Source organism: Glutamicibacter bergerei (assembly GCF_054495185.1).
In genome coordinates, this window is sequence record NZ_CM137131.1 from 2,755,420 (window position 1) to 2,779,774 (window position 24,355).

Annotated in this window: 19 protein-coding genes; 6 read left to right on the plus strand and 13 right to left on the minus strand. The window is 55.6% G+C overall.

Annotated elements, in window-relative coordinates:
- Positions 1-48: 48 nt before the first annotated feature.
- Together ACX5K5_RS12815 and ACX5K5_RS12820 are read right to left on the minus strand one after the other, a co-directional pair.
- Positions 49-972, minus strand: coding sequence for an AraC-like ligand-binding domain-containing protein (locus ACX5K5_RS12815; RefSeq protein ID WP_443446950.1), 924 nt, complete (start codon positions 970-972; stop codon positions 49-51).
- 103 nt (positions 973-1,075) lie between these two features.
- Entirely contained in the window at positions 1,076-1,669 is a 594-nt protein-coding gene (locus tag ACX5K5_RS12820; RefSeq protein WP_459174484.1) for a TetR/AcrR family transcriptional regulator, read from the minus strand.
- Between the two features lie 128 nt (positions 1,670-1,797).
- On the opposite strand from ACX5K5_RS12820, the gene ACX5K5_RS12825 reads away from it, so the two are divergent.
- The 5 genes from ACX5K5_RS12825 (at position 1,798) to ACX5K5_RS12845 (ending at position 7,824) form a co-directional block, all read left to right on the plus strand.
- Positions 1,798-3,726: a primary-amine oxidase gene (locus ACX5K5_RS12825; protein ID WP_346059319.1), complete on the plus strand. Its 1,929-nt coding sequence runs from the start codon at positions 1,798-1,800 to the stop codon at positions 3,724-3,726.
- 76 nt (positions 3,727-3,802) lie between these two features.
- Positions 3,803-4,126, plus strand: a complete 324-nt coding sequence (locus tag ACX5K5_RS12830) for a hypothetical protein (RefSeq protein WP_170947809.1) — start codon at positions 3,803-3,805, stop codon at positions 4,124-4,126.
- A 360-nt stretch (positions 4,127-4,486) separates the two neighbouring features.
- Positions 4,487-5,932, plus strand: a complete 1,446-nt coding sequence (locus tag ACX5K5_RS12835; protein ID WP_459174485.1) for an NAD(P)/FAD-dependent oxidoreductase — start codon at positions 4,487-4,489, stop codon at positions 5,930-5,932.
- The gene (locus ACX5K5_RS12840; protein WP_188682881.1) at positions 5,932-6,300 is read left to right on the plus strand and encodes a cupin domain-containing protein; all 369 of its coding nucleotides are present in this window, start codon (positions 5,932-5,934) and stop codon (positions 6,298-6,300) included. The genes ACX5K5_RS12835 and ACX5K5_RS12840 overlap by 1 nt, the downstream gene beginning before the upstream one ends.
- Before the next feature lie 33 nt (positions 6,301-6,333).
- Positions 6,334-7,824: a gamma-aminobutyraldehyde dehydrogenase gene (locus tag ACX5K5_RS12845; RefSeq protein ID WP_346059322.1), complete on the plus strand. Its 1,491-nt coding sequence runs from the start codon at positions 6,334-6,336 to the stop codon at positions 7,822-7,824.
- On the opposite strand, the gene ACX5K5_RS12850 is transcribed toward ACX5K5_RS12845, so the two are convergent.
- The 3 genes from ACX5K5_RS12850 to ACX5K5_RS12860 are packed head-to-tail and all read right to left on the minus strand — an operon-like array spanning position 7,821 to position 11,306.
- Positions 7,821-8,939 (minus strand): CDP-glycerol glycerophosphotransferase family protein, encoded by a 1,119-nt coding sequence (locus tag ACX5K5_RS12850; RefSeq protein WP_459174486.1) that lies wholly within the window; start codon positions 8,937-8,939, stop codon positions 7,821-7,823. The genes ACX5K5_RS12845 and ACX5K5_RS12850 overlap by 4 nt on opposite strands.
- A 20-nt stretch (positions 8,940-8,959) precedes the next feature.
- Positions 8,960-9,979 carry a metal ABC transporter solute-binding protein, Zn/Mn family gene (locus tag ACX5K5_RS12855; RefSeq protein WP_096255611.1) on the minus strand — a complete coding sequence of 340 codons (1,020 nt, stop codon included), beginning with the start codon at positions 9,977-9,979 and terminating at the stop codon, positions 8,960-8,962.
- Between the two features lie 46 nt (positions 9,980-10,025).
- Positions 10,026-11,306, minus strand: coding sequence for a YibE/F family protein (locus tag ACX5K5_RS12860; protein ID WP_096255613.1), 1,281 nt, complete (start codon positions 11,304-11,306; stop codon positions 10,026-10,028).
- Positions 11,307-11,462: 156 nt separating this feature from the next.
- On the opposite strand from ACX5K5_RS12860, the gene ACX5K5_RS12865 reads away from it, so the two are divergent.
- Positions 11,463-12,620 carry a CPBP family intramembrane glutamic endopeptidase gene (locus ACX5K5_RS12865; protein ID WP_459174487.1) on the plus strand — a complete coding sequence of 386 codons (1,158 nt, stop codon included), beginning with the start codon at positions 11,463-11,465 and terminating at the stop codon, positions 12,618-12,620.
- A 72-nt stretch (positions 12,621-12,692) separates the two neighbouring features.
- Here ACX5K5_RS12865 and ACX5K5_RS12870 read toward each other — a convergent pair whose 3' ends face one another.
- The 8 genes from ACX5K5_RS12870 to gcvP form a co-directional block, all read right to left on the minus strand.
- Positions 12,693-13,823, minus strand: coding sequence for a baeRF2 domain-containing protein (locus ACX5K5_RS12870; RefSeq protein WP_346059323.1), 1,131 nt, complete (start codon positions 13,821-13,823; stop codon positions 12,693-12,695).
- A gap of 142 nt (positions 13,824-13,965) precedes the next feature.
- Entirely contained in the window at positions 13,966-15,075 is a 1,110-nt protein-coding gene (locus tag ACX5K5_RS12875) for an NADH:flavin oxidoreductase/NADH oxidase (RefSeq protein ID WP_459174488.1), read from the minus strand.
- 62 nt (positions 15,076-15,137) lie between these two features.
- Positions 15,138-16,496, minus strand: a complete 1,359-nt coding sequence (mgtE, locus tag ACX5K5_RS12880; RefSeq protein WP_096255619.1) for a magnesium transporter — start codon at positions 16,494-16,496, stop codon at positions 15,138-15,140.
- Positions 16,497-16,902: 406 nt separating this feature from the next.
- Positions 16,903-18,312 carry an L-serine ammonia-lyase gene (locus ACX5K5_RS12885; protein ID WP_096255621.1) on the minus strand — a complete coding sequence of 470 codons (1,410 nt, stop codon included), beginning with the start codon at positions 18,310-18,312 and terminating at the stop codon, positions 16,903-16,905.
- 185 nt (positions 18,313-18,497) lie between these two features.
- On the minus strand, positions 18,498-19,820 hold the full coding sequence (gene glyA / locus ACX5K5_RS12890; RefSeq protein WP_096255622.1) for a serine hydroxymethyltransferase: 1,323 nt from the start codon (positions 19,818-19,820) through the stop codon (positions 18,498-18,500).
- Entirely contained in the window at positions 19,820-20,200 is a 381-nt protein-coding gene (gene gcvH, locus ACX5K5_RS12895; RefSeq protein ID WP_188682898.1) for a glycine cleavage system protein GcvH, read from the minus strand. Before gcvH ends, glyA begins: the two co-directional genes overlap by 1 nt.
- Before the next feature lie 60 nt (positions 20,201-20,260).
- A complete protein-coding gene (gcvT, locus tag ACX5K5_RS12900) occupies positions 20,261-21,376 on the minus strand; it encodes a glycine cleavage system aminomethyltransferase GcvT (protein WP_096255625.1) in 1,116 nt (371 codons plus the stop codon).
- A gap of 9 nt (positions 21,377-21,385) precedes the next feature.
- Positions 21,386-24,232 carry an aminomethyl-transferring glycine dehydrogenase gene (gene gcvP / locus ACX5K5_RS12905; RefSeq protein WP_459174489.1) on the minus strand — a complete coding sequence of 949 codons (2,847 nt, stop codon included), beginning with the start codon at positions 24,230-24,232 and terminating at the stop codon, positions 21,386-21,388.
- Positions 24,233-24,355: the final 123 nt, after the last annotated feature.

Consider the following 24,355-nt stretch of genomic DNA (forward strand, 5'->3'; position numbering starts at 1 on the left):
CTTGCGTGCACGCCGATTGCCTTCGAGTGCAGATCTTAACTACGGAGCTTAAATGGTCTGACGATATCTTCCGGGGGTCATCCCAAATTCTCGGGAAAACATCCGACTAAAACCTGCAGCGTCACCAATTCCCACACGGGCGCCGATACTTTGCACGGAAAGTTCCTTGAGCATTGGGTCGTTTAGCAGTCCAGAAGCTTCGGTTAGCCGGCGGTGACGGATCAGCGCCGCAACGCTCAGTGGTTCATCGGCGAATAAGGCATGCAAGCTGCGCACCGAAATGAAATGTGCGGCTGCGATGCGCGCTGGGCTTAGTTCCATTTCAGACAGGTGCGCATCTATGTATCTGGTGATGCGTTCGCGCTGATTATTCTTGGTATCCGCATGATTTTCGGTTCCCAAGGCACCGCCTAATGCCGTGGCCAGTAAATCCACGGTGTTGCGAGCCAGTGCAGATCCGCCAAAATCGTCCCACTGCGAGAGGTTCTTCCCTAAATGACTGAGCAATGGGGTGACGGTCCCAGAAAGTGGGTGAGCGCTTTTGAGTGCGACTGCCGTCAGCTGTCCGACCTGTTGCTGGGAGAGCCGAAATTGTTCATGCGGTATCAGGGTGACCATAATCGAGGCTGGTTTTTCAAAGGCCAAGGTATATGGACGCTGAGTGTCGTAAATAGCCAGATCCCCAGGCGATAACAGGGTTTCCCGGCCATCTTGGATCAGCAATCCATGGCCTTGGATCTGATATGAAACTTTGTAGAAAGCGCCGTCTCCACTCGTGGTGAGCTCTTCGGTGCGTCGTACCGCGTGTGGTTTGGCTTGGATGCGCATCAGCCCGATGTCACCAAGCGTGTTGGTGCCAAGAGTGGCAGCAAAATGTCCGGCGGTGACCTGTTCACTGCGCAGTTTAACAAATGCGTCAGAGATGAGCCGCGACCATGCGGTGAACGAGTCCACGTGCTGAAGTTGATACATGCGTTCCCTCTCCGCCCAGGACGATTATGTGCCAAGCATCACGATCGAGGGTACGCCTAGCGGAGGGAAATGTCACTATTTTCTGCACGCGGAGAATTTCCGCTTAGCGCGCCGTCGCGATGTACTGCAGCGTCTCAAGCCGATATTCCAACTGACCTTCAAGGGAGGAGGGAGTGTTGATCGCATTATCGAGCACGCTTCCGGCCTGCGCTCCCATCAAAAAGTTAATCAACGAGTCACGCGCAGCATTCGCTTTCGGGTGTCCGGTGCCGAGTAGCTGTTCTAGCCAGAAATCAAGTAGGGAGCGCCAGCGGTCCATAGTGCCGGCGTTTACCGCCGCCAAGTGCGGGTCCCCCAGCGCTAGATGCCAGAAGTGGACGGCTACGCGGGCCTCATCGCATCGCAGTTCATCTAGTGGGAGCACTTCACGGGCGAAAGCGGCAATCGCTTCTAAAGCACTCAACCCTGAGGTGGTGCGGGCAACCCGCTTCTCCGTTGACTCGGCGACATAGTTGAAGGTCGCGGCCAGCAAGGAGTCCCGTGTCGGGAAGTAAGGCTTCAGGGCGCCATTGGAATACCCAGCAGCAGCCGCTAGGTCCCGAAGATTAAGTTTCTCAATTCCTTCGCGCGCGATAAATCGCCAGGTGACCTCTACGATCTCACGGCGGCGTTGGTCATGGTCAACAATTTTTGGCATGCCTCAAGCCTAGCCAACATTATTTTTGTTGCATTGATGGGTTGCGTCACATTCCAGTCACGCGTATTCTCTACAAACAGAGAATAATAAATGTTGCAGATCACATTCAAATGCCGAAGGAGTTCGTCATGCCCACCACGACAGCGACCGATTACACCCTGCTTAGCGAAACCGAAATTGGTGCCGCAAAACAGCTTTTGATCGACAATCAACTATTCACCGAGCACACCCGCATTGCGTATTTGGGTCTAGAAGATCCAAGTCATCAGCGTGCAGGTCGGCATATTCGAGTCATGCTTCTAGACAAGATCACCAATTCCCCGAAGGATATCGAGCTGAACCTCAGTGAAAATTCGGTGACTTCGGTTGTTGATTTGGACTCAGCGTTGGCAGGTCAGATGCCGGTGTTGCTCGAAGAGTTCGAAATGGTGGAATCAATTCTTGCTGTCGATCCACAGTGGATAGCCGCCCTCAAAAAGCGTGGCCTCACACCGGATCAAGTACGTGTGGCCCCCTTGTCGGCAGGCGTTTATGCCGAGGAATACCCGGAAGAATCTGGTCGCCGCATCCTACGTGGTCTCGCATTCCGTCAAGACTTCGCCGAAGATTCGGCTTGGGCCCACCCGGTGGACGGGCTGGTCGTTTACATTGACACCATCGCCGGCACCGTCGATCAACTCTTAGATCTGGAGATCGTACCGGTTCCCGAGACCCACGGAAACTATACCGACCCCGAACTGACCGGGCCGCTTCGCACCACGCAGAAACCTATCGAGATCACTCAGCCCGAAGGAGCCAGCTTCACGGTCAGCTCGGGTAACCATGTTGAATGGGAAAAATGGTCACTGGATATCGGCTTCGACATGCGCGAAGGACTAGTACTCTACAACATCGCCTTTAACGACAAGGGCAACGATCGCCGTATCTTGGACCGGGCCTCCATCGCCGAGATGGTAGTTCCTTACGGAGACCCGTCACCTGTGCGCAGCTGGCAGAACTACTTCGATACCGGCGAATACTTGATTGGCCGGTTGGCCAACTCACTAGAGCTCGGTTGTGATTGCCTCGGAGAAATTCACTACATCTCACCGGTAGTCACTGATGCAGACGGAAACGCCCGGACAATCACTAACGGGATCTGCATGCACGAGGAAGACGCCTCGATTCTGTCCAAGCACGCCGATGATTGGTCTGGGGTGAAGTACACCCGTCGCAATCGCCGACTGGTCATCAGCTTCTTCACCACCGTGGGCAACTATGACTACGGTTTTTACTGGTACCTCTACCTCGATGGCACCATCGAATTCGAGGCAAAAGCCACTGGTATCGTCTTCACCTCCGCAATGCGTGACGAGCGTTTTGCTTCGGAAATGGCCCCGGGATTGGGAGCACCCTTCCATCAGCACATCTTCGGCGCTCGTTTGGACTTCGCACTTGATGATGGGCCAAGTCAGGTCATCGAAGAGGAAGCCGTGCGACTCCCAATCAGCAAAGAGAACCCGCGCGGTAACGCATTTAGCCGTTCCCACACGGTGCTTGGCACAGAGAAGCAAGCAGTTCGCGACGCGAATATGCCCGCTGGACGTACTTGGGTGGTCACCAATCCTGAATCAAAGAACTATTTAGGTAAGTCCGTAGGTTACAAGCTTTTGCCACAGGGACTGCCAACCTTGCTCGCCGCTGAAGGATCTTCGATACATCAACGCGCAGAATTCGCGTCCAAAGCATTATGGGTGACCAAACGCAATCCGGCGCAGCGCTACCCAACCGGGGACTTCGTCAATCAAAACCCCGGTGTGGAAGGTATCGGTTCGTGGATTGAAGACGATAAGAATATTGATCGTGAAGAGATTAGCTTGTGGCACACCTTCGCGTTGACACATTTCCCCCGCACCGAAGACTGGCCCATCATGCCGGTAGACACTGTCGGCTTCAAGATCCGCCCGGAGGGATTCTTTGACCGCTCACCCGCACTGGATGTTCCGGAACCCGCCAAGCACGGTTGCTGCTCCACCGAGGCGGAGTCTTCCGGTGGATGCTGCTCCGCTCAGGGATAAATCTCAGAGCTTCAGCACGAAGGTCCTGCTAATCGCAACGTGCTTGCTGGCCGCCGCGCACCTGGGGTTACTGGTCATGGCACCACATGGGTTGGGCTGGAGTTTGCTCATCCTGGTGATGACATTCTGGTGCCTAAAATGCGCTCGCGGCGTCCTCCAAGGCGAGTCTGTACAGGCATTAATGCTGATGAGTGCGCTGATGGCATTGATGCACATCATCATGGTCCTAGGGCTTCCCGGAGCAGTGGCTCATCATTCGACATCCTCAGCCTCTCACCACTCAGCGCAAGCGATCCCCATGCTTGCGGTTGGTGTTAGCGAGCTCGTACTCACGTTCTTTGCAGCGACCATCCTCAACCGTTCGCGAATACGAAGCTCGGACCTACTGGATGCGAGGTAGAAATTTTGTGTGGCCCAGATTACTTCTGGGCCACACGCGTTTGACCGTTCCAACAGACACATAGGCATCTCAAAATATCTCTTGACCTACCTCACAATCCGGGCTTAGATAAGTAATGAATGACGTTCACTACGAGGCAAGTACTTCCGAGAAGAGGGATATCCGTGGCCAGCCACTGGCTATCGAATCATGCCCCGGTACGCTTCACTTCCCGGCACGGTGCTATTCATGGACAACGAGCTACGCAAGTTCCTGCGTTTCTCAAGACCCAAATCCCCGTCGTCGCCTTGTGCCCATTAGTCGTTCCACTGACGTTACCGGCCTAACTATTTTCCGCTCGTAACAAGCTGAGGAACACTAATGAGAAACCCCAAAACTTTGACATTCGACCGGCATGAAGCCAATGCATCGCCCGAGCACATCAAGAAATCGCTAGAAAGCGCGAAGCACGGTTCCTACTGGCTGGATCATGCACAACGCCCCGAAGCGACCTCCGCTTTGGAATCAAACACCGAGGCAGATCTGCTCGTCATCGGCGGGGGTTACACCGGCCTGTGGACCGCGCTACAAGCCAAAGAGAGAGATCCACATCGTGATGTAGTACTCATCGAGTCCCACCGCATCGGATGGGCCGCTTCAGGACGAAACGGTGGATTTTGTGAAGCCTCGTTGGTTCATGGGGAGGCTAATGGCGCAAACCACCTACCGAAAGAAAACGAGCTACTTGGCCAGTTTGGGACCCAAAACCTCGATGAATTCCAAGCCACCGTAGAACGTTACAACATGGACGTGGACTTCACCCGTGCCGGTGTACTTGAGGTAGCCACCGAGTCGCATCAGGTTTCTTGGGTCGCTGAAGCCGCAGAATCGGACGGGATCGAATTCCTCGATGCCGTTGCAGTGAAGAAGCTGATCAACTCCCCCGATTTTCTGGCCGGCTCGCTAGACCGAAAATCCACCGCGTTGGTTCACCCTGCAAAGCTTGCTTGGGAGCTAGCTAGAGTTTGCCGCGAACTGGGAGTGCGGATCTACGAGCACACCCGAGCGACCGAGCTAAGAGATACAGGTACCCACGTCCGGGTTCTGACTGAGGCCGGGCAAATCACTGCGGAACGCATCGCCTTAGCCACCAATGTTTTCCCCTCACTGCTCAAACGTCACCATGCGAGGGTGATCCCCGTATATGACTATGCGCTGATGACCGAACCACTGACCGAAGAACAACAGCAAGCTTTAGGCTGGGCCGAGCCCGTAGGTCTGGCAGATCTAAACAATCGATTCCACTACGCCCGCCCCACCATTGATTCGCAAGGAAAAACCCGGATCCTCTACGGAGGCTACGATGCTGTGTATCATTTTGGCGGCCGGATCCGTTCGAGCTATGACAGTAGCCCTGCCACCTTCGAGAAGTTAGCGGCCCACTTTTTCGGTAGTTTTCCGCAACTCAAAGATGTGAAGTTTTCTCATGCCTGGGGCGGCGCTATAGATACCTGCTCACGCTTCTTCTCCTTCTTTGATCTGACTCACGGAGGAAAAGTTGCGTATTGTGCTGGGTTTACCGGCCTTGGCGTTGGAGCCACTAGGTTCGGCGCCAAAGTCATGTTGGACCTGCTCTCAGGAGCTAAGACTGAACTGACCGAGTTGGAAATGGTCCGTACGAAACCATTGCCATTCCCACCGGAACCAGCGGCCTACGTGGGGGTTCAATTAATGACCAACCAGCTGATCAGGGCAGATCATAACGAAGGTAAACGTCCGGTCTTTTTAAAGGTCATGGACAAGATTGGCATGGGATTTGATTCCTAATGACTGATTCGCACAAACCGCAGGCATTACTTGTTGATGCCAATACTTTCGAGTTGGATTCCACTGCCGTCGCATCATCACAACAGCTTGGTTCAGTGCAGACCAGCTCCGGGTTCTATGCGGTCGGTGAGCTAGACGAAACAGAAGTAGGCATCTGGGAGATGTCTATCGGTGCCATAAAAGATCTCGAATCCGATGAGTTCTTTGTGGTGCTCAGCGGGGCCGGAATTGTAGAGATCCTTCCGGTTGACGGCTTTCGCTCCCAACATCTCGAACTATTTCCCGGCGCACTAATCCGGTTGTATTCGGGGATGCACACCGAATGGCGAGTCACCCAGAAAATTCGCAAAGTTTATCTCAGCCGGTAATGGCGCTCACTACATTTTAAGGAACGGTAGAACATGTCAGGCTTCAAATTTTCGCACGGACACCAGTTCATTAACGGCTCCTGGCTACGCGGTACCGGTGAGGTGCTCAGCAGAATCAATCCTGCCACCGGCGAACTACTCGAAGAGATCGATACCGCTAGCCCCGAAGAAGTTGACCAAGCGGTCCACGCGGCAACGCAAGCCTTTATTACCTGGTCCGCTATCACCCCTGCCGAACGCTCGGATCATCTCTTAGCGTTAGCTCGTGAGCTGCAAAACCAAGCACAGGTCTTAGCGGAGGTGGAAACCTCGCAGACCGGTAAGAGCATGCGAATGTCTACCGAATTTGATGTCCCAGGTTCGATAGACAACGTGAACTTTTTTGCCGGGGCTGCCCGCCACCTCCAAGGACTGGCTTCCGGTGATTACGCAGGTAATAGCACCTCCATGATTCGTCGGGAGCCACTAGGTGTGGTGGGCTCCATTGCTCCATGGAATTACCCGCTGCAAATGGCCGCCTGGAAAATCCTGCCGGCCATCGCCGCAGGAAACACCATTGTGCTCAAACCCAGCGAGCTGACCCCGGGGACAAGTCTGCTCTTCGCGCTCGCTGCTAAGACCGCTGGATTGCCAGATGGAGTAGTCAACGTCGTGGTGGGAAGTGGAAGCACCGTAGGCCAGGCATTGGTAAGGCACCAGCTGGTGAAGATGACCTCATTTACCGGCTCCACACAGGTCGGTTTGAAGATCATGTCTATGGCCGCGGAGACTGGCAAACGAGTGCACCTAGAGCTTGGTGGCAAAGCTCCCTTTGTGGTGTTTGATGACGCAGATATTGAAGCAGCTGCCCATGGTGCGGTGGCCGGCTCAACAATCAACGCGGGGCAGGACTGCACGGCAGCTACCCGCGCCTATGTTCACTCCTCGGTTTTTGAGAAGTTCACCGGACGCGTGGCTCAGTTGATGAGCCAGATGGTGGTTGGTGATCCGACAGACCCAAATACCGACATGGGAGCGCTTATTAGCGAGGCCCATGTGGAGAAGGTTTCTTCGATGGTGGCACGCGCGGTGGATGCCGGAGCCACGGTATTGTCCGGCGGCACAAAACTAGATGGTCCAGGTAATTTTTACCGACCAACTTTGCTGGTCAATGCCACGCAAGATTCAGAAATCGTACAGCAGGAGGTCTTCGGTCCGGTGCTGGTTGCCTTACCGTTTGAAACCGATGATGAAGCTATCAAGCTGGCTAACGATACACCGTACGGTTTAGCCGCGAGTGCGTGGACCAAAGACATCAACCGGGCCATGCGTGCGAGCGCGCAAATTCAGGCCGGCTGCGTGTGGATCAACGAGCACATCATCATTGTTTCGGAAATGCCCCATGGTGGTTACAAAGCTTCCGGAATGGGCAAAGACATGAGCCAGTACTCATTTGATGAGTACACGAACGTGAAACATGTATTGATCTCGCACGATACCGCTGCTCACCGAGACTGGCAGAACACCGTATTTCTCCAGCGTTAAACGGATTCCAACAGCTGGCCCAGTTTTTTGGTTGCCTGACCGGGTGAGGTCGTGGCGAAGAAATATTGGGCCAGCTGTTTCTGCCGGCCCGGTACCCCGCCGTCGGCCAGTTCTGCCACACGCTGAGCCAGCCCATTAGGGGACTCCAAAAGTTGTTCATGTGGCAGGCGTTCGCGAAGTTGCGAGGGACGATGGCCAGTGAGGAAAAGCGGAACGTTGAGCGCGACCGCGTCGTAGGCCATCGCGGAGGTATCGCAGATTGCAACGTCGGCCCAGACCAAGGATTGGCCCGCATCAGCTATTGGATCTAGTTGAGCTGCGAAACGGGCGCGTAGCGCGGTAATTTCTTTTTTCATCTCTGCTGAATGATCACCGGTTTTCGGGTGCGGGCGGAAGCGCACCTCAAACCTGTTGTCCCCCTCGAACTGGGCCAAAATACTCTCACCCATCTTCATCACCGATGAATAATCCATGGTGGCAGAGTCACCCTCCCATGTTGGAGCATAGAGCACCCTGGTTTGGGTTGCGGGCAGTTCGGGGGTGAGCGCGTCCAACTGCGGGCGCCCAATCTGCACTAGGTGTTTGGTATCGAAGCGAGCTATGGATTCAGAAATTCGTTCCACCGCCGCCGGCCCTGCCACGCAGGCATAATCATAGGCTTTGAGCTGGTTCGAGACCATTGAGGCCTTTTCGCTCTCGCCATGATTTAAGTGAATATGCGCTGGTCCGTTGAAGCGCAGCATGGTGAAGTTACGTTGTGAATTATTCACATAGCTGATGCTTCGTGTGCCGAGCTTGGTTAGCAGCGTCTCGATTTGTTCGATGGAACGAGTGAAAAATACCGGAAGCTTGCTGGCCTTTAATAGTTCACGGGCCGACAAGGCATCCATTACCACCACGCCTACCGAATGACCTTGCGCGGCTAGTCTTTCGAAGGTCTCAAGCCAGACCCCTAGTTGGTAAAACTGTGCGGGCGCTTCGGCGAAAAATAAGACATGCTCCGCCGCAGTCAGTTCTTGGCCCGCCTCGGTGATCTGCGAACGCACCGCGCGCTCCGCGAATATTGATCTGGCGCGACCAGCAACTTGATTGACTTGAGTGGTAATCGAAGACATACCTTCAGTCTACGTAGTGATTACCCGTTGATCGCGGAGGACAAAGCATCAATATTTTTCTTCATCCACACAAGGTAATTTGAGTCATCGGTGATTGTTTCGCGGAAGTCCACCACGGGGACTTGACCGGTCTCAGCGTTTGAACGTAAGGAGGCGGTCTCCGCCCCTTCGGTCTGCACGTTGTAGGCAAGAACGCCAATCTTGCCCGCCTTCAACGAATCGCTGAGCTCCTTGAGCGACAGCGGAGCAATTCCTGCGCCGCCTTCAACTGCTTCACTGAGTCCGGCAGGGGTCTTATTTTTCATTCCAGCATCTTCAAGCAGGTGGAATGGGACCGGTTCGGTCATCGCGTAGGTGCGTCCGGCAAGCTTCGCAGCCGTGAGCTGCTCACGTAGATCCTTGATTCCTTGAACAAAAGTATTGGCATTCGCTTCATAGTCGCTCGCGCCGTCTGGGTCGGCATGTCCCAGCTCTGTGGCAAGTTCGGTAGCTAGTGCCTGCATTGAGTCCAAGTCGTACCAGATATGTTCGTTGTATTCCGCGTGGTCATGGCCCGCATGTTCATCCGCCGCGTGCTCATCTGCAGAGTGCTCGTCCGTCGCGTGTTCATCATGCGCCGACTCATCGCCGTACTCCTTGGCCACCGGGGAAGAATCCACCGCATGGATCAGATGGACTTGGTCCGCTTTATCTGCAGGAAGCGAGCTGACCAGGGAGTCCATGAACTGGTCATACCCTCCGCCGTTGGCCAGCACCACTGACGCTTTGGAGACGGTGAGTTTGTCTCTGGCGGTTGGTTCATACGAGTGCGGATCCTGAGCTGGAGAGGTGATGATTTCGGTAACCGCAACGTGTTCGCCTCCAATCTCGCGAGCAATCTGCCCGTAGACGTTTGTCGTGGCCACTAACTCTATTTTCCCGTTAGCCGAGGCTTCGCCCGAACTTGATGTTCCCGAAGCATCATCAGTGGCGCATCCGGCCAGAAGCAGCCCGGCAAGCGGGATCGCTACGATTGAGGTAAATAATCCACGTTTTTTCATCTATTAGTCTCCATTCACACAGCACGCTATTGAGAACTATTCTACATTAGTTTTGAGAATCATTCGCACTTAGCTTTGCTCGGCGCCCTGACGACACACTGGCTTTCCCGTGAGCGCCACCCGTGCCAGTCGCCTTGACGACTACTACGGCGATGGCTGTAGTCACCGGAATCGCAAGTACCAAGCCAATGGAACCAATAAGAATTCGAATCACTTCTTCTGCCATTGAACCAGAGCTCAAAGTAGTGCCAAAGCTCTGGTCGCTGAGTGCCGCAATCGCGAGAATTGGAAGGGCCGCGCCGGCATAGGCGAAGGCAATTGTGTAAACGGTCGAGGCAATATGATCGCGCCCGATGCGCATCCCCTTGAAGAATAGTTCCCTGGCGGTGGCATGTGGCGCGGTCTCAGCCAGCTCCCATACGGTGGCCGACTGGGTGATGGTCACATCATTGAGCACGCCCATACCACCGACCAGCAAGCCGCAAATGAGTAAGCCAGGTAGGGAAATCTGGGGTACCACCGTGGACAGCGTCATCGCGTGTTCATCGTTCGCGCCCGTTAGCGCTGCGGCATCTGTCAGCCACACCGCAAGTCCAGCTGTCACCGCCAAACCAAAGAGTGTGCCCAATAGCGCTGTCGAAGTTTTTGCGTTAAGTCCATGAGCAAAATACAACGCCACAAACATAATCGCTGTAGACCCGGTCAGTGCGATCAGTACAGGATTTCCGCCCTCCAACAGGGCAGGCACCATGAAGATGATCATGAACGCGATTCCGCCCACAAGCCCAATAACCGCACGCGCTCCGCGCCACCCGGCCACCAGCACCACGACCAGTCCATAGGCCACGGCTAACAGTGACATCGGTAAGGTGCGGACAAAATCCACGAAAACATAGGGGCTGCCGCTATCAGATCCCACCGCAGAAAGATCTAGATATCGAATTTGATCTCCCGGCCGGGCCTCGCGAGAGTGCAACTGTTCGGGCGGAATCTCTAGCGCAATTTCGGCTCCGCCACTATCGGGCATCAGGTAGGTGACATTGCATTCCAGTGTTTTACCGCCAACTTCTTCAAGTCCCATACTTGAAGGGCAATCCTGAATTAATGACCTTGTCACCGTGCCCACCTGCATACTTGCGCCACCGGTAGTATCCATCGCCCCGTCCAAAGCAAAACGGTCATAGTTGCCTTGCGGCCACAGCGCAATCACCATAATTAGGGCCAACGCACCCACCGGGGCTAACAATGCCCACAAAATAATTGATGCTCGGCGTCTCCTCGCAGGATCTTGCAGAATCGGCTGATCGTGATTGTGACTGTGGCCCACGGTCGGTGCACTCCTCAAAGGATTAATCAAAACTCGTCGCGCCCAAGTCTAGTCAGCGAAACTGAACTCGTTATCAGGAACACCCCCAAAGGATGACTCAACAAATCCTCCGCAAGGCTCATGCCTATTTGCCCTCTTCGGGGCGAAGATTGTTCTATGAGCTTGTCTGAGAACCACGGGACTTCACCGAGCAATATTAACACCGAAGAACCTAAGTATGAATATCATCGGCTGATGCGCCGCAATTCCGAGTATGCCTGGTGGCGCCCCTTGGCCCTGCTCGGAACGGCCGTAGGCTTTTATGTTGTGTTGACCGTCATCTTGCTCGTTGGGCTCCTGATCGTGCTCTTTAGCAGCTTGGGCAGCCAGCTTGATGATCCGAACAATCAGATCATGCTTGCTTTTGAAGCAATGAACATGGCAGACCCATTCGTTTTCTTGTTCACCATGCTCTCATTGATAGCTCTCATACCGGTAGCTTACCTCGCATACTTATTCCTCGGCCCCCGACCGGTAGGATTACTTTTCTCGGTAACCGGAAAGATGCGCTGGCGCTGGTTGGGACTGTGCACGGGCATCTGTCTGGTGCTCTATGCCCTCTATTTCGGGATCAGCCTTGGACTAGAAGCCACCGGAGCAGTGGCCTCAGCACAAATTCCGCCGGAGAACATTCCGGCTAATCCCTTGTTCTTCGCCCTACTGGTCCTATTGTTGGTGCCATTCCAAGCGGCTGCCGAAGAGCTAGTCTTCCGTGGCCTGCTCATGCAAACTCTTGGTAGCTGGCTCAAGCATCCATTGTTCGCGATTTTGCTCCCGGTTCCACTGTTTACCGCAGGACACCTCTACGATATTTATGGCCTACTAGACGTTGCTTTCTTTGCCATAGTCGCCGGTTACCTCACCTGGCGCACCGGCGGTCTCGAAGCGGCGATTGCCGTGCACGTCATCAACAACGTGGGACTATTTTTGCTCGGCGCCGCGGGTTCAATTGATATTAATTCCTCGGAGTCTTCCCTTTCGAGTCTGCTGACCTCGGTCGCATTTACCACGCTAGTGGCCTACGTTCTGCTCCAGGTGGCTAAGCGTTATGCGTTGCAGCGCACCGCCGGTCCCGAACCTAGGCGCCAAGCCCCACAGCTCTTGCAACCATGGCCGATTCACTATCCTGCTGGCACACCAACGCAGGCGTACTGGGCTCCTCCGGCCACCGAGCAAGAGGCAGCTTACCCGGCTCAGTACCCGCAACAGCTTCCCTCTTCTGCAGAGGGCACCACCGAGGACGAGATCAACGGTCCTCCTCCCCCAGCCCGTTAGCTTTAGCGCAGACAGAGAAAAGCGTCGCCGGTGAGATTTTTAGATTCTCACCGGCGACGCTTTTTTGATCTTTTAGGTTTTAGCCCAACGCAGTAACGCCACGATTCCTGCGTCCGCTGGCAAGATGGAGTCCGGAACGTAGCGGATCGTCGCATCGGTCAAGGCTGTAGCCCGAAGCAGAACCTCCGGTGCTGGCCATTGGCCAATCACCAAGTCCGCATGATCATCTCCTTCTTCATGCGCCACCCATGGTTCTCCCGACAGGGCTCGTAAGGTGTGTTCGTCTTGATACTGACCTACCAAAACAACTTCAGCCTGCGCAGATTGCAAGGCCGAAACCACTTCGGCAAGACCCACAGCCAGCTGAGCCCGGCCATTACCAGTTTGTGCCGATACGCGCTGCTCCAGCTCTGCGACTGCCGCGTCATGGGTTTCGGAAATCAACCGTGAAATTGATTCATCAACCTGCTTGGAATCAGCGCCCCCGGTTCGCGTATGCGAATCGAGAACTACGACATAGGGTTTCAACGCCCCCGGAAGCATCCCAGCAATCGTTTCACGCGATTTCACATCGCCCGAAAGCACGATCAGCCGAACAAAGGTGTCCTTAGCCATTTCGGCGATGAGCTCGGCGACTTCTTCGGCATTTCGCCGAGCCATCTCATCTGCTGCGGACTGATTTTTTGGCTGATCATATTCGCTAGGTACCTTACGTGCCCGGTGAATCTCTTCGGGTAATCCAACAACCCCACGGCTAGCTACACGTTCTGGCGAGGCGGTGTTATATAGATGAACTTCTCCCCCGTCACGTCCGGCCTCGGCCACGAGGTAGGAGAAAGCTCCCCCTCGAGCTCTGGCAAGCGCAGTGAAATTCGGGAATGGCCCCACGTCCACGGCGGCGGAATCGACTTTTAGCCCCGGAATGAGTTCGTTGAGTACCACCGCCCCATCGTGAACTGCCACGAAGCGAGCTACCGGCGCACGAAGCCCTTTAGTGGCTTCTATGGCATTGGTGAGTGCCTCAATGTCGGCGGCACCGGCCTGCTGGCTCTTCAGTAGTTTAGCTACTTCCCCCGGCAGCCGGTCGGCTGCTTCGTGCGCTGCGGTGGTTCCGAGCGATGCATCCACCAAGGCGGTGCACCATGAACCAGTTTTCCGATAGAGCGAAGCGTCGATTCCATTAGAATCCGCGCGTAGTGCCATGCTGACTCCCTTCCGCACGCGACTCCTGGTCGCGGTGCGACTAGATCCGTGTGACTAACGTAACATCGCACGTCGATAGCGGGAAGAGCAAAGCACAAAGATCCCACGTGTTAACTCAAAATCGTTACCCGACCTAGGTTTATTACCAGCGCCCGCGCCAGTACTGAGGTGGGTGAGATTTTTGTGCGCCAAGCTGCTCAGCCGCACGATTTGGCCACTGCGGATCGCCCAGTGCGGCGCGTCCCACGCTGACACCGTCAGCCTGGCCGGTCACCAAGATGTGTTCGGCTTGGACCGCATCGGTGATGACTCCCACAGCCGTCACAAAAGCGTCTTCCGGCAAGGCTTGCTTCACTGCTTGAGCAAGCGGGACCTGGTAGCCGGGGCCGGTAGGGCCGTGGAAAGCCCCGATTCCGGCACTGGACAGATCAAATGCTCGCACACCGTATTCGTAGAGTTCGGTGGCAATTTTCACGGTGTCCGCGATGCGCCAACCACCGTCAACCCAGTCTTCACCGGAGAAGCGGATGCCTAAAGCTTTGTGCTCTGGCCAAACCTTGACGATGGCCTGCACGACTTCGCGCAAATAGCGGGTGCGATTTTCAAAGCTGCCACCGTACTGGTCGGTGCGCTTATTGGACAGTGGTGAGAGGAACTGGTGAATCAGGTAACCATGTGCGGCGTGAATCTGAATCAGGTCAAATCCTGCAGCGTCTGCACGCTTGGCAGCCTCGGACCAATCTTGAACGGAACTGGCGATCTGTTCGACAGTCATCTCGGTGCCCGGATTTAGCCCGTACAGATCCTCGGCGCTGGACGTGAAGGTTTCCCAGCCGCCATCTTCTGCACTGAGACTGCCGACCTTGCCCTGATCTTCGAGTTCTTTCAACCAGCCATAGGTTGAAGCTTTAACTCCGGCGTGAGCCAACTGGACGCCAGCTGCGGCTCCGTGGGAACGGATGTACTCGGTGATTGGCTTCCACGCTTCAACCTGCTGGTCATTCCACAGTCCGGCGTCTCGATCCGAGATGCGTCCTTCGGCGGCTACCGCGGTAGCTTCGGCGATCACCAGTGAAAAACCGCCGTGAGCCATAGATCCAAGATGCGCCAATTGCCACGCAGTGGGTACACCATCTTGCTTATCGATCACGTATTGGCACATGGGAGGCAGGACCACGCGGTTGCGTAGTGTTAGTCCCTTTCCGGCCTTCGTTGGGATAGTGACTGGGGTAAAAAGTTTGCTTTCAGGCATGCCTAGTGTGACGTTTCAGTTCAAGTAATTATTCCTTGATAACCAGCTTTGTGAGCTAGGTATCAGTGTCCTAGAACAGCCACTGCCACGGAGAAGTACACGATCAGACCGGCAGCATCGACAAAGGTGGAGATAAATGGGTTGGAAAATACAGCGGGATCAACTTTTAGCCATTTGCCAATAATTGGCATCACTCCACCGACTCCGGCCGCGATAGTACACAGGGCCACCAGTGTGATCCCAATGATCATCGCGATGGACCATTCGAAGATGAATCCGGCTACGCCGAAACCAATAGTTCCCAAACTCAATCCGAGCATCAGTCCCACACCAAGTTCACGCAGCAAGACCCTCCCAAGGTCCCCCACCCTCACATCGCCCATCGCCAGCGCCCGAGTGACTGTCGTAGCCGCCTGGTTTCCGGTATTTCCTCCGATACCTACCATCAACGGGATGAACAAGCTCAGGGTAACCATTGATTCGAGAGTTTCTTCGAAATTCGAAAGTACCTGCACGGTGAGCGTCGCACCGACGGCAAGGACCAACAACCAGACGATCCTGCTTCTGACGAGAGAACCAATCGTGGTGCTCAAGTAAGGTCGTCTTAATGGTTCGGCACCCGAACTACGAGCAGCTCGTTGTTCATCGGAATTGGTTAGCACCGAGACCGCATCAGAATGACTGAACACGCCCACCACACGACGCTCAGAATCTACCACCGGGGTCAGTAATTCTTGGCTCAATACCACCTGACGGGCAGCTTCCAGCACTGGTTCTTCGGCACTAACGCCATCGCCAGGGGTCAGCAGCTCCGAGATTAGTTGCTCTTCCTTTGCTGCCAAGAGATCACGCAATGAAACGACGCCACGTAGCCTACGTGTCGAATCGGTGACTACGAGGGTATAAACGCTTTCTGCGGTCTCAAGTTTGGCGCGCACTCGTTGCATGCTTTCGCGCACGGTCAGCTCTGGGTGGGTGATGACAAAGTATGGATTCATCAGATGGCCCACGACTCCGGCACGGTACCCCAGCAACACATTGACCTCGTCTCGCTGTGCTGAGTCCAGCCCTTGCAGCAGCGTTGCCGCTAGATGGGCAGGCAACTCATCGAGGAGCGCCACGCGATCATCGGCAGCCATGACTGCGAAGGTTTCGCTGACCGTATCGTGTTGCAAGCCGCTGATAAGTTCGGCTTGCAGGGCCGGCTCTAAGCGTGCAAAGACCGCCAGCGCCTGTTCTTTAGCTAGCAGTCGATAAGCGATGGCCATTTCTTTGGCCGAGAGCCGATGAAGTTGTTGCAGGGTTTGTGGCAAGTTCAGCTCACGCAGGAGCGCAGCGAGTTCTTTGAAATCTTGTGATTCTAAAAGATCTTGAATCTGCGAGGAAATGGTCGAGAAGTCTACTTGAATTGAAGAGCGCATAAGGATCAGTCCAAACGGTGTTTAGACGCGTCATTCCGGGAAATAATACGAAGCACAATTGAATCGCCACCCGGAAAACAAACGGGTGACAAGTCATTCGGTCTTCGCGCGACGAATGAAGCGAAACGAAAAGGAATCGAAGCGCGATACCCCACCGTTTAACCCAGCACTTAGGCTCAGCTTAAAGAAGGAAAAAGGGAGGTCGCGTGTACATAGATCGACTAGAACCATCGTCCATGCAGCTCACCTCCTTGAATAGGTCCGGGCTTACGCCCGAGAAACACCTTGCTTCATTTCTATCACCTTCCGCACCCATAAAGGACATCAGCACGACAAGATCACATCCGCCAACGCAAAGAGCGTGCGGTGACCAGCAGTCACCACACGCTCTTTGCAACCTATCGAATTAGCATTCGACAACGTTGACGGCTAAACCGCCCATCGCAGTTTCCTTATACTTATCGCTCATATCCTTGCCAGTTTCACGCATGGTGATGATAACTTCGTCCAGGGTAACGTGGTGCTCGCCGTCTCCCATCAACGCCATTTTTGCGGCGTTCACGGCCTTAGAAGCTGCAATCGCGTTACGCTCGATGCACGGGATCTGCACTAGACCTCCAATGGGGTCACAGGTCAGTCCAAGATTATGCTCCATGGCGATCTCTGCGGCATTCTCTACTTGAGCTGTAGTACCGCCGAGGATTTCGGCGAGGCCACCGGCCGCCATCGATGAGGCAGAACCAACTTCACCCTGACAACCAACCTCGGCACCCGAAATCGAAGCCTGCTCCTTGTACAACACACCTACGGCGCCAGCAGTGAGTAGGAAGCGCACTACAGCGTCATCCTTTTCCTCTTCGTTCCAGTATTTAGCGCCCGGGGCGTAATGGGTTGCATAGAAGAGTACTGCTGGGATGATGCCGGCAGCACCGTTGGTTGGTGCGGTGACAACTCGCCCGCCCGAAGCGTTTTCTTCATTGACTGCCAGTGCCACCAGGTTGATCCATTCCTGCCAGAACACCGGATCACGGTCTTTATCTTCCTTGCGTAAACGCTCATGCCACTCTGGGGCACGGCGACGAACCTTGAGTCCTCCGGGAAGCACGCCGGTACGTTCCAAGGAGGCGTCTTTGCACTCCTCCATGACCTTGTAAATATGAACCAGACCCGAACGAATTTCTTCGCGAGTACGGTAGGTCTCTTCGTTGGCCATCATGATCTCGGCAATTGACTTGCCAGAATTCTTTGAGTGTTCCAGTAATCGTGCAGCGGTAGTGAACGGGTACGGTTGCTGCTTGACCTTTTCTTCGAGGTTTTTTTCAAGGCGTTCTTCGGCGCCTTCGCGCACAATAAATCCGCCACCGACAGAGAAGAACGTTTCGTTCAGTAGTTCTTCGCCCGCTGCATCAAGAGCAATGAACTTTACGCCGTTGGTATGGCGCGGCAAGACCGTCAACGGGTGCTGAATCATGTCGTTGACGGTGTAGTTCAGGTCCTTGCGAGCATCCATTTGGGACGCAAAGCGAAGTACGCCGCTTTGTTCCATCTGTGCCAAGCGCTCATCAACCTGGGCTGGCAGAATATTTTCTGGCTCGTACCCTTCGAGTCCAAGCATGATTGCGGTGAAGGTTCCGTGACCCCGGCCGGTCGCTGCGAGCGAACCGTAAACATCAATGCGCAGGGAGGTGAGGGCTTCAAGCTGGCCTTCACGAATCACCTGGGCCACGAATGCGTGCGCCGCACGCATTGGTCCCACGGTGTGGCTGGAAGATGGTCCAATACCAACCGAGAACAAATCAAATACGCTGACCGCCATGACGGGTCACTTCCTTAGAACAGAGAGAATTCGGTACTGCAAGCACCAAATAATTGTGTGGTGGGGTAGAAATTTGTGGTTCGTCCCCGTGCCTCGCATTTTCTGTGGGTGCCAGATGCGAGAGAGACAAAGGGCCCGGAACGCGATGTTTCCGCTTTCCGGGCCCCTCCTTCAATCAGAAGCTGTTACTCGGAAACCTTTTTAAGTTCCGGGTACAGTGGATGAGCCTCGGCGAGCTTTAGCACTCGTTCCTTAAGCTCTGGCAAGACAGCAGTATTGCCATCAACACCAGCAATCAAAGCCTGCGCAATAATCTCCGCAACCTCAACAAAAGCAGCCTCAGAAAAACCACGAGTCGCCAACGCAGGAGTACCAATACGCAGGCCGGAAGTGACCATTGGCGGGCGTGGGTCAAACGGAACCGAGTTACGGTTCACGGTGATTTCCACCTGTGCCAAGAGGTCTTCGCCCTGCTGACCGTCCAGCTCGCTGTTACGCAAGTCAACGAGTACCAAGTGAACATCGGTGCCACCGGTCAACACGCTGATACCCTTGGCAACAACGTCTTCCTGGGTCAGACGTTCAGCCAAGATGCGTGCACCAGCCAAGGTGCGCTCCTGGCGCTCCTTGAACTCTGGCGTCCCAGCAATCTTGAAGGCTACCGCCTTACCAGCAATCACATGCTCCAACGGACCACCCTGCTGACCAGGGAACACCGCCGAATTCAACTTCTTCGCAATATCCGCATCATTCGACAAAATAATGCCACCACGTGGACCCGCAAGGGTCTTGTGGGTCGTCGACGTCACCACATGCGCATGCGGAACCGGAGAAGGATGCAACCCTGCAGCGACCAGGCCAGCAAAGTGCGCCATATCAACGAACAAGTACGCGCCAACCTTGTCAGCGATCTCGCGGAACCGAGCGAAGTTCAACTGACGAGGATACGCAGACCAACCAGCAATAATCATCTTCGGCTGGTGCTCCACGGCAAGGCGCTCCACCTCATCCATGTCCACCTCGTAAGTCGTCTCATCCACACCGTAAGGAACGATGTTGAACAAACGACCCGAGAAGTTGATCTTCATCCCGTGAGTCAGGTGACCGCCGTGAGCCAGGTTCAAACCCATCACGGTATCGCCCGGGCGAACCAACGCGTGGAACACCGACGCGTTAGCCTGCGCACCAGAGTGCGGCTGCACGTTAGCGAACTTCGCACCAAACAGGTCCTTGAGCCGTTCAATAGCCAACGTCTCAATAACGTCAACCTCTTCACAACCACCGTAGTAACGACGACCCGGGTAACCCTCAGCGTACTTATTAGTCAGTACCGAACCCTGCGCCTGCATCACTGCCTGCGCCGTGTGGTTCTCCGAAGCGATCATTTCCAGACCACGCTGCTGACGAGCCAGCTCGGCATCGATACGCTGCGCAATCTCTGGATCTAGCTCCGCTAGCGACTGCGTCAAGGACGCAGGGGCCAGGGATTCAAAAGTTGTATTGCTCATTACTCGACGTTTCCACCATTCGCGCTGGCGTAATCTACTGCGGAAAGCAGTGGGCCTTCTTCGCTGACCTCAACGGTGAACAGCCAGCCGTTGCCGTATGGGTCTTCGTTCAGGATTGCCGGGTTATCGGCGGCTTCCTGGTTGACCTCAACGATGGTGCCGGTCACTGGCGAGTACAGGTCGGAAACCGACTTCGTGGACTCAACTTCGCCACAGGTCTCGCCTGCGGTGACGGAGTCGCCAACTTCTGGAAGGTCAACGTAAACCACGTCGCCTAGTGCGTCGGCAGCTACCTGGGTGATGCCAATCTTGGCTGGTGATGCTGCATCGATCCACTCGTGTTCGGCCGAGTAGCGCAACGATGAAAGAACTTTACTCACGATAATTCCTCTCCCAAGGGAAATGGTGGGCGTCTTTACGACGCCCGCTTAGGTTAAACGTTACTTGGCTCGGGTGTAGAACGGCAGTTCTACGACCACAAATGGCAAAGTCTTGCCACGAAGGTCGACATCTAGCTCAGTTCCAACTTCACTAAATGCAACATCTACGTAACCTAGAGCTACCGGGTAGCCCAGGCTTGGCGATGGCTGACCGGAGGTGATCTCACCAATGGTCTCCCCATCCTTGACGATGGCGTATCCGCCACGGCCTGCACGCTTGCCTAGACCCTTCAGGCCAACAAGTTTGCGTGCCGGGGTTTGTCCTCGCAGTGCTTCAAGAGCTTCGCGACCAACAAAGTTTTCGGTCTTCTTGAAGGAAACTACCGGACCAAATCCAGCGTCAAATGGGGTGCGGTCAACGGACAGCTCGTTGCCATATAGCGGCATGCCAGCTTCCAAACGCAGCGAGTCACGTGAGGCCAGGCCACAAGGAACTAACTCGTGATCCTTGCCTGCTTCCACGGTCTTGTCCCAGATCGCGGTGGCGTCCTCGTTGGCGATGATCAGTTCGAAGCCGTCCTCACCGGTGTAGCCGGTGCGTGCCAGCAGCACGTCGATGCCGCCCAGAACTACTTCGATTGCCGCGTAGTAGTTCAATTCCTTCACGGCGTTCACGGTCTGCTCATCGGCTGCCAGTGCGGACACGATCGCTTCTGCGTTCGGGCCCTGCACCGCGATCAGCGAGGTGCGTGCGGACGCGTCATCAACGACCACGTTGAAGCCAGCTGCGCGTTCTGCCAGCTTGGCGGCGACTACCGGTGCGTTGCCCGCGTTTGGAACCACCAGGAAACGTTCTTCGCCGAGGCGGTAAACGATCAGGTCATCAATGATTTTTCCGTCTTCATTGAGGATCAGCGAGTATTTAGCCTTGCCGACCTTCATCACCGCGAGGTTGCCAGCCAGCGCGGTGTTCAGTGCCACGCCGGCTTCGGGGCCGGTGAGCCAAACTTCACCCATGTGGGAGAGGTCAAAAAGGCCCGCGGTGGAACGTACTGCCTTGTGCTCGGCTAGTTCCGAACCATACTTCAGTGGCATATCCCAGCCACCAAAGTCGGTGAACGAAGCGCCTAATTCGGCGTGCTTCTCGTGTAACTCTGTGTGCTTAATATCAGTCATCACGATGTCCTAGTCTTCGAAGGCTTCAGGAGGTGGGCAGGAGCAGATCAGGTTACGGTCACCAGCTGCACCGTCGATGCGTCCGGTGGCCGGGAAGTACTTATCGCGCTTGAGGCTGGCGACCGGGAAGGCTGCCTGCTCTACGGAGTACTTACGATCCCAGCTGCTGTTGACTACGGCCGAGACACTGTGTGGAGCGTTGCGCAGTGGCGACTCTTCGATGCTGTAGACCCCTGCAAGAACTTCCTGCATCTCCTGGTGGATGGTGATCATCGCTTCGATGAAGCGTTCGATCTCGACCAGGTCTTCGGACTCGGTTGGCTCAACCATCAGCGTGCCAGCAACCGGGAAGGACAGCGTTGGTGCGTGGAAACCGAAGTCGATCAGGCGCTTAGCCACATCTTCTGCGGTAGCTCCGGTCTTCGCGGTCAATTCGCGAAGATCCAAGATGCACTCGTGAGCTACCAATTCCTTGTTACCGGTGAACAGTACCGGGTAGTACTCGTTCAGGCGCTTGGCAATGTAGTTGGCGTTCAGGATCGCGGTCTTGGTCGCGTCGGTCAACCCGTCGCCACCCATCATGGCAATGTAAGCCCAAGAAATTGGCAGTACGCCGGCGGAGCCGAACGCGGTAGCCACTACCGGCACACCGTCACGCTCGGAATAGGTATCCGATGGGTCACCTGGCAAGAATGGCACGAGGTGTTCGCCCACACCGATGGGGCCAACACCTGGTCCGCCACCACCGTGTGGGATGCAGAAGGTCTTGTGCAGGTTCAGGTGGCTAACGTCGCCACCGAACTGACCTGGCTGAGCCAGACCGACCAGTGCGTTCATATTTGCACCGTCGATGTAGACCTGACCACCGGCGGCGTGGACCTTGTCGCAGACTTCGCGTACGTCCGCGTCATAGACACCGTGGGTGGATGGGTAGGTGATCATAATGGCCGAAAGGACATCTTTGTTCGCCTCGATCTTGGCATCAAGATCGTTCGCATCGATGGTGCCGTCTGCCGCGGTCTTTACGACAACAACCTTCATGCCGGCAAGTACCGCGGAGGCCGCGTTGGTGCCGTGGGCCGACGCCGGGATCAGGCAAACATTACGCTGTCCTTCGCCGCGGGAGGCATGGTAACCGGAGATGGCAAGCAGCCCCGAGTATTCGCCCTGGGAACCGGCGTTTGGCTGGATCGAAACGCCAGCGTATCCGGTAATGGTGGTCAACCGGCCCTCAAGGTCGGTGATCAGCTCGCGCCAGCCTTCGGTCTGCTCGGCCGGAGCGTATGGGTGGATCGAAGCGAACTCTGGCCAGGTGATGGATTCCATCTCGGCGGCCGAGTTCAGCTTCATGGTGCATGAGCCCAGTGGGATCATGGTGCGATCCAACGCCAGGTCGCGGTCGGCCAGGCGGCGCAGGTAACGCATCATCTGGGTTTCCGAGGAAATGGTGTTGAAGATTGGGTGAGTCATGAACTCGCTGGTGCGAACCTGGCCCTCTGGGATGTCGAAGCCCTCTGGTGCAGATAGCTCAACCCCGAAGACCTCTGCCAGCGAGCGAACAATCGCCGCGGTGGTGGCCTCATCGGTGGAGATACCCACCTGGGTTTCGGAAACCTTACGCAGGTTCACGCCCGACTCAGCGGCCTTGGAAATGATCGCTGGTGCATCGTCGACGTTCACTACTACGGTGTCGAAGAACGAGTCGCTGGCCAGAGTGAAGCCACCGGCTACCAGTGAGCTGGCGATGACACGTGCGTGGTTGTGTGCACGGCTAGCAATCATCTTTAGGCCTGCTGGGCCGTGGTAGACGGCGTACATCGAGGCGCAAATTGCCAACAGTGCCTGTGCGGTACAGATGTTACTGGTGGCCTTCTCGCGGCGGATGTGCTGCTCGCGAGTCTGCAGTGCCAAACGGTAAGCAGGGGTGCCGGCGTCATCGCTGGAGACGCCAACCAGACGACCTGGCATGGAGCGGGTCAGACCGTCAGCCACGGCGAAGTAGGCTGCGTGCGGGCCACCGAAGAACAGTGGCACGCCGAAGCGCTGGGTGTTGCCCACTGCGATATCCGCGCCCTGCTCACCCGGAGGGGTGATCATGGTCAGCGCGAGCAGGTCGGCGATAACAGTGACCATCGCGCCGGCGTCTTTGGCGGCCGCGATGATCTGCTTGTGGTCGGCAATAGAGCCGTCGTTGCCCGGCTGCTGCAGCACGATACCGGAGATTTCACCCTCGGGCAGACCCTGCGCCAAGTCGGCAACTTCGATTTCAAAGCCCAGCGCATCCGCGCGTCCCTGGATGACCTTGATGGTCTGCGGGAAGATATTTGAATCCAGGACGGTCTTGCCATTGCCCTTTTTCTTGTTGACACGGCGCATCATCAGCACCGCTTCGGCTGCCGATGAAGATTCATCAAGCATCGAGGCGTTAGCGATGGGCAGGCCGGTCAGATCCATGACCATGGTCTGGAAGTTTAGTAGCGCTTCGAGGCGACCCTGCGAGATTTCTGGCTGGTACGGGGTGTAAGCGGTGTACCACGCTGGGTTTTCCACGATGTTCCGACGGATCACTGGTGGGGTGATGGTGTCGTAGAAGCCCTGACCAATCATCTGGGTCTTCATCACGTTCTTGGAAGCCAAGCCGCGCAGGTGAGCCAGCGCTTCGGTTTCGCTCAGTGCCGAGGGAAGATCCAAGGCAGAAGCCTGGCGGATATCAGCCGGAACTGCGGTGTCGATGAGCTCATCGAGGCTGGAATAACCCAGCGTCGAGAGCATGTGGTTTACATCGGCCGGACGTGGGCCAATGTGGCGTGACACGAATTCGGTACTCGTGGATGCCGAGGTCTGCGTAATAGTCATGGTGCAGTTATCTCCAGGGGGATCTGTCTTGGCGCATGCCAAAGGAAGGTCTCTGTCCCTCCCCATCCCTGTTTCATAACCTGAGAGTTTTACACATCCGACCAACAAAGCCGGTTGCTTGCA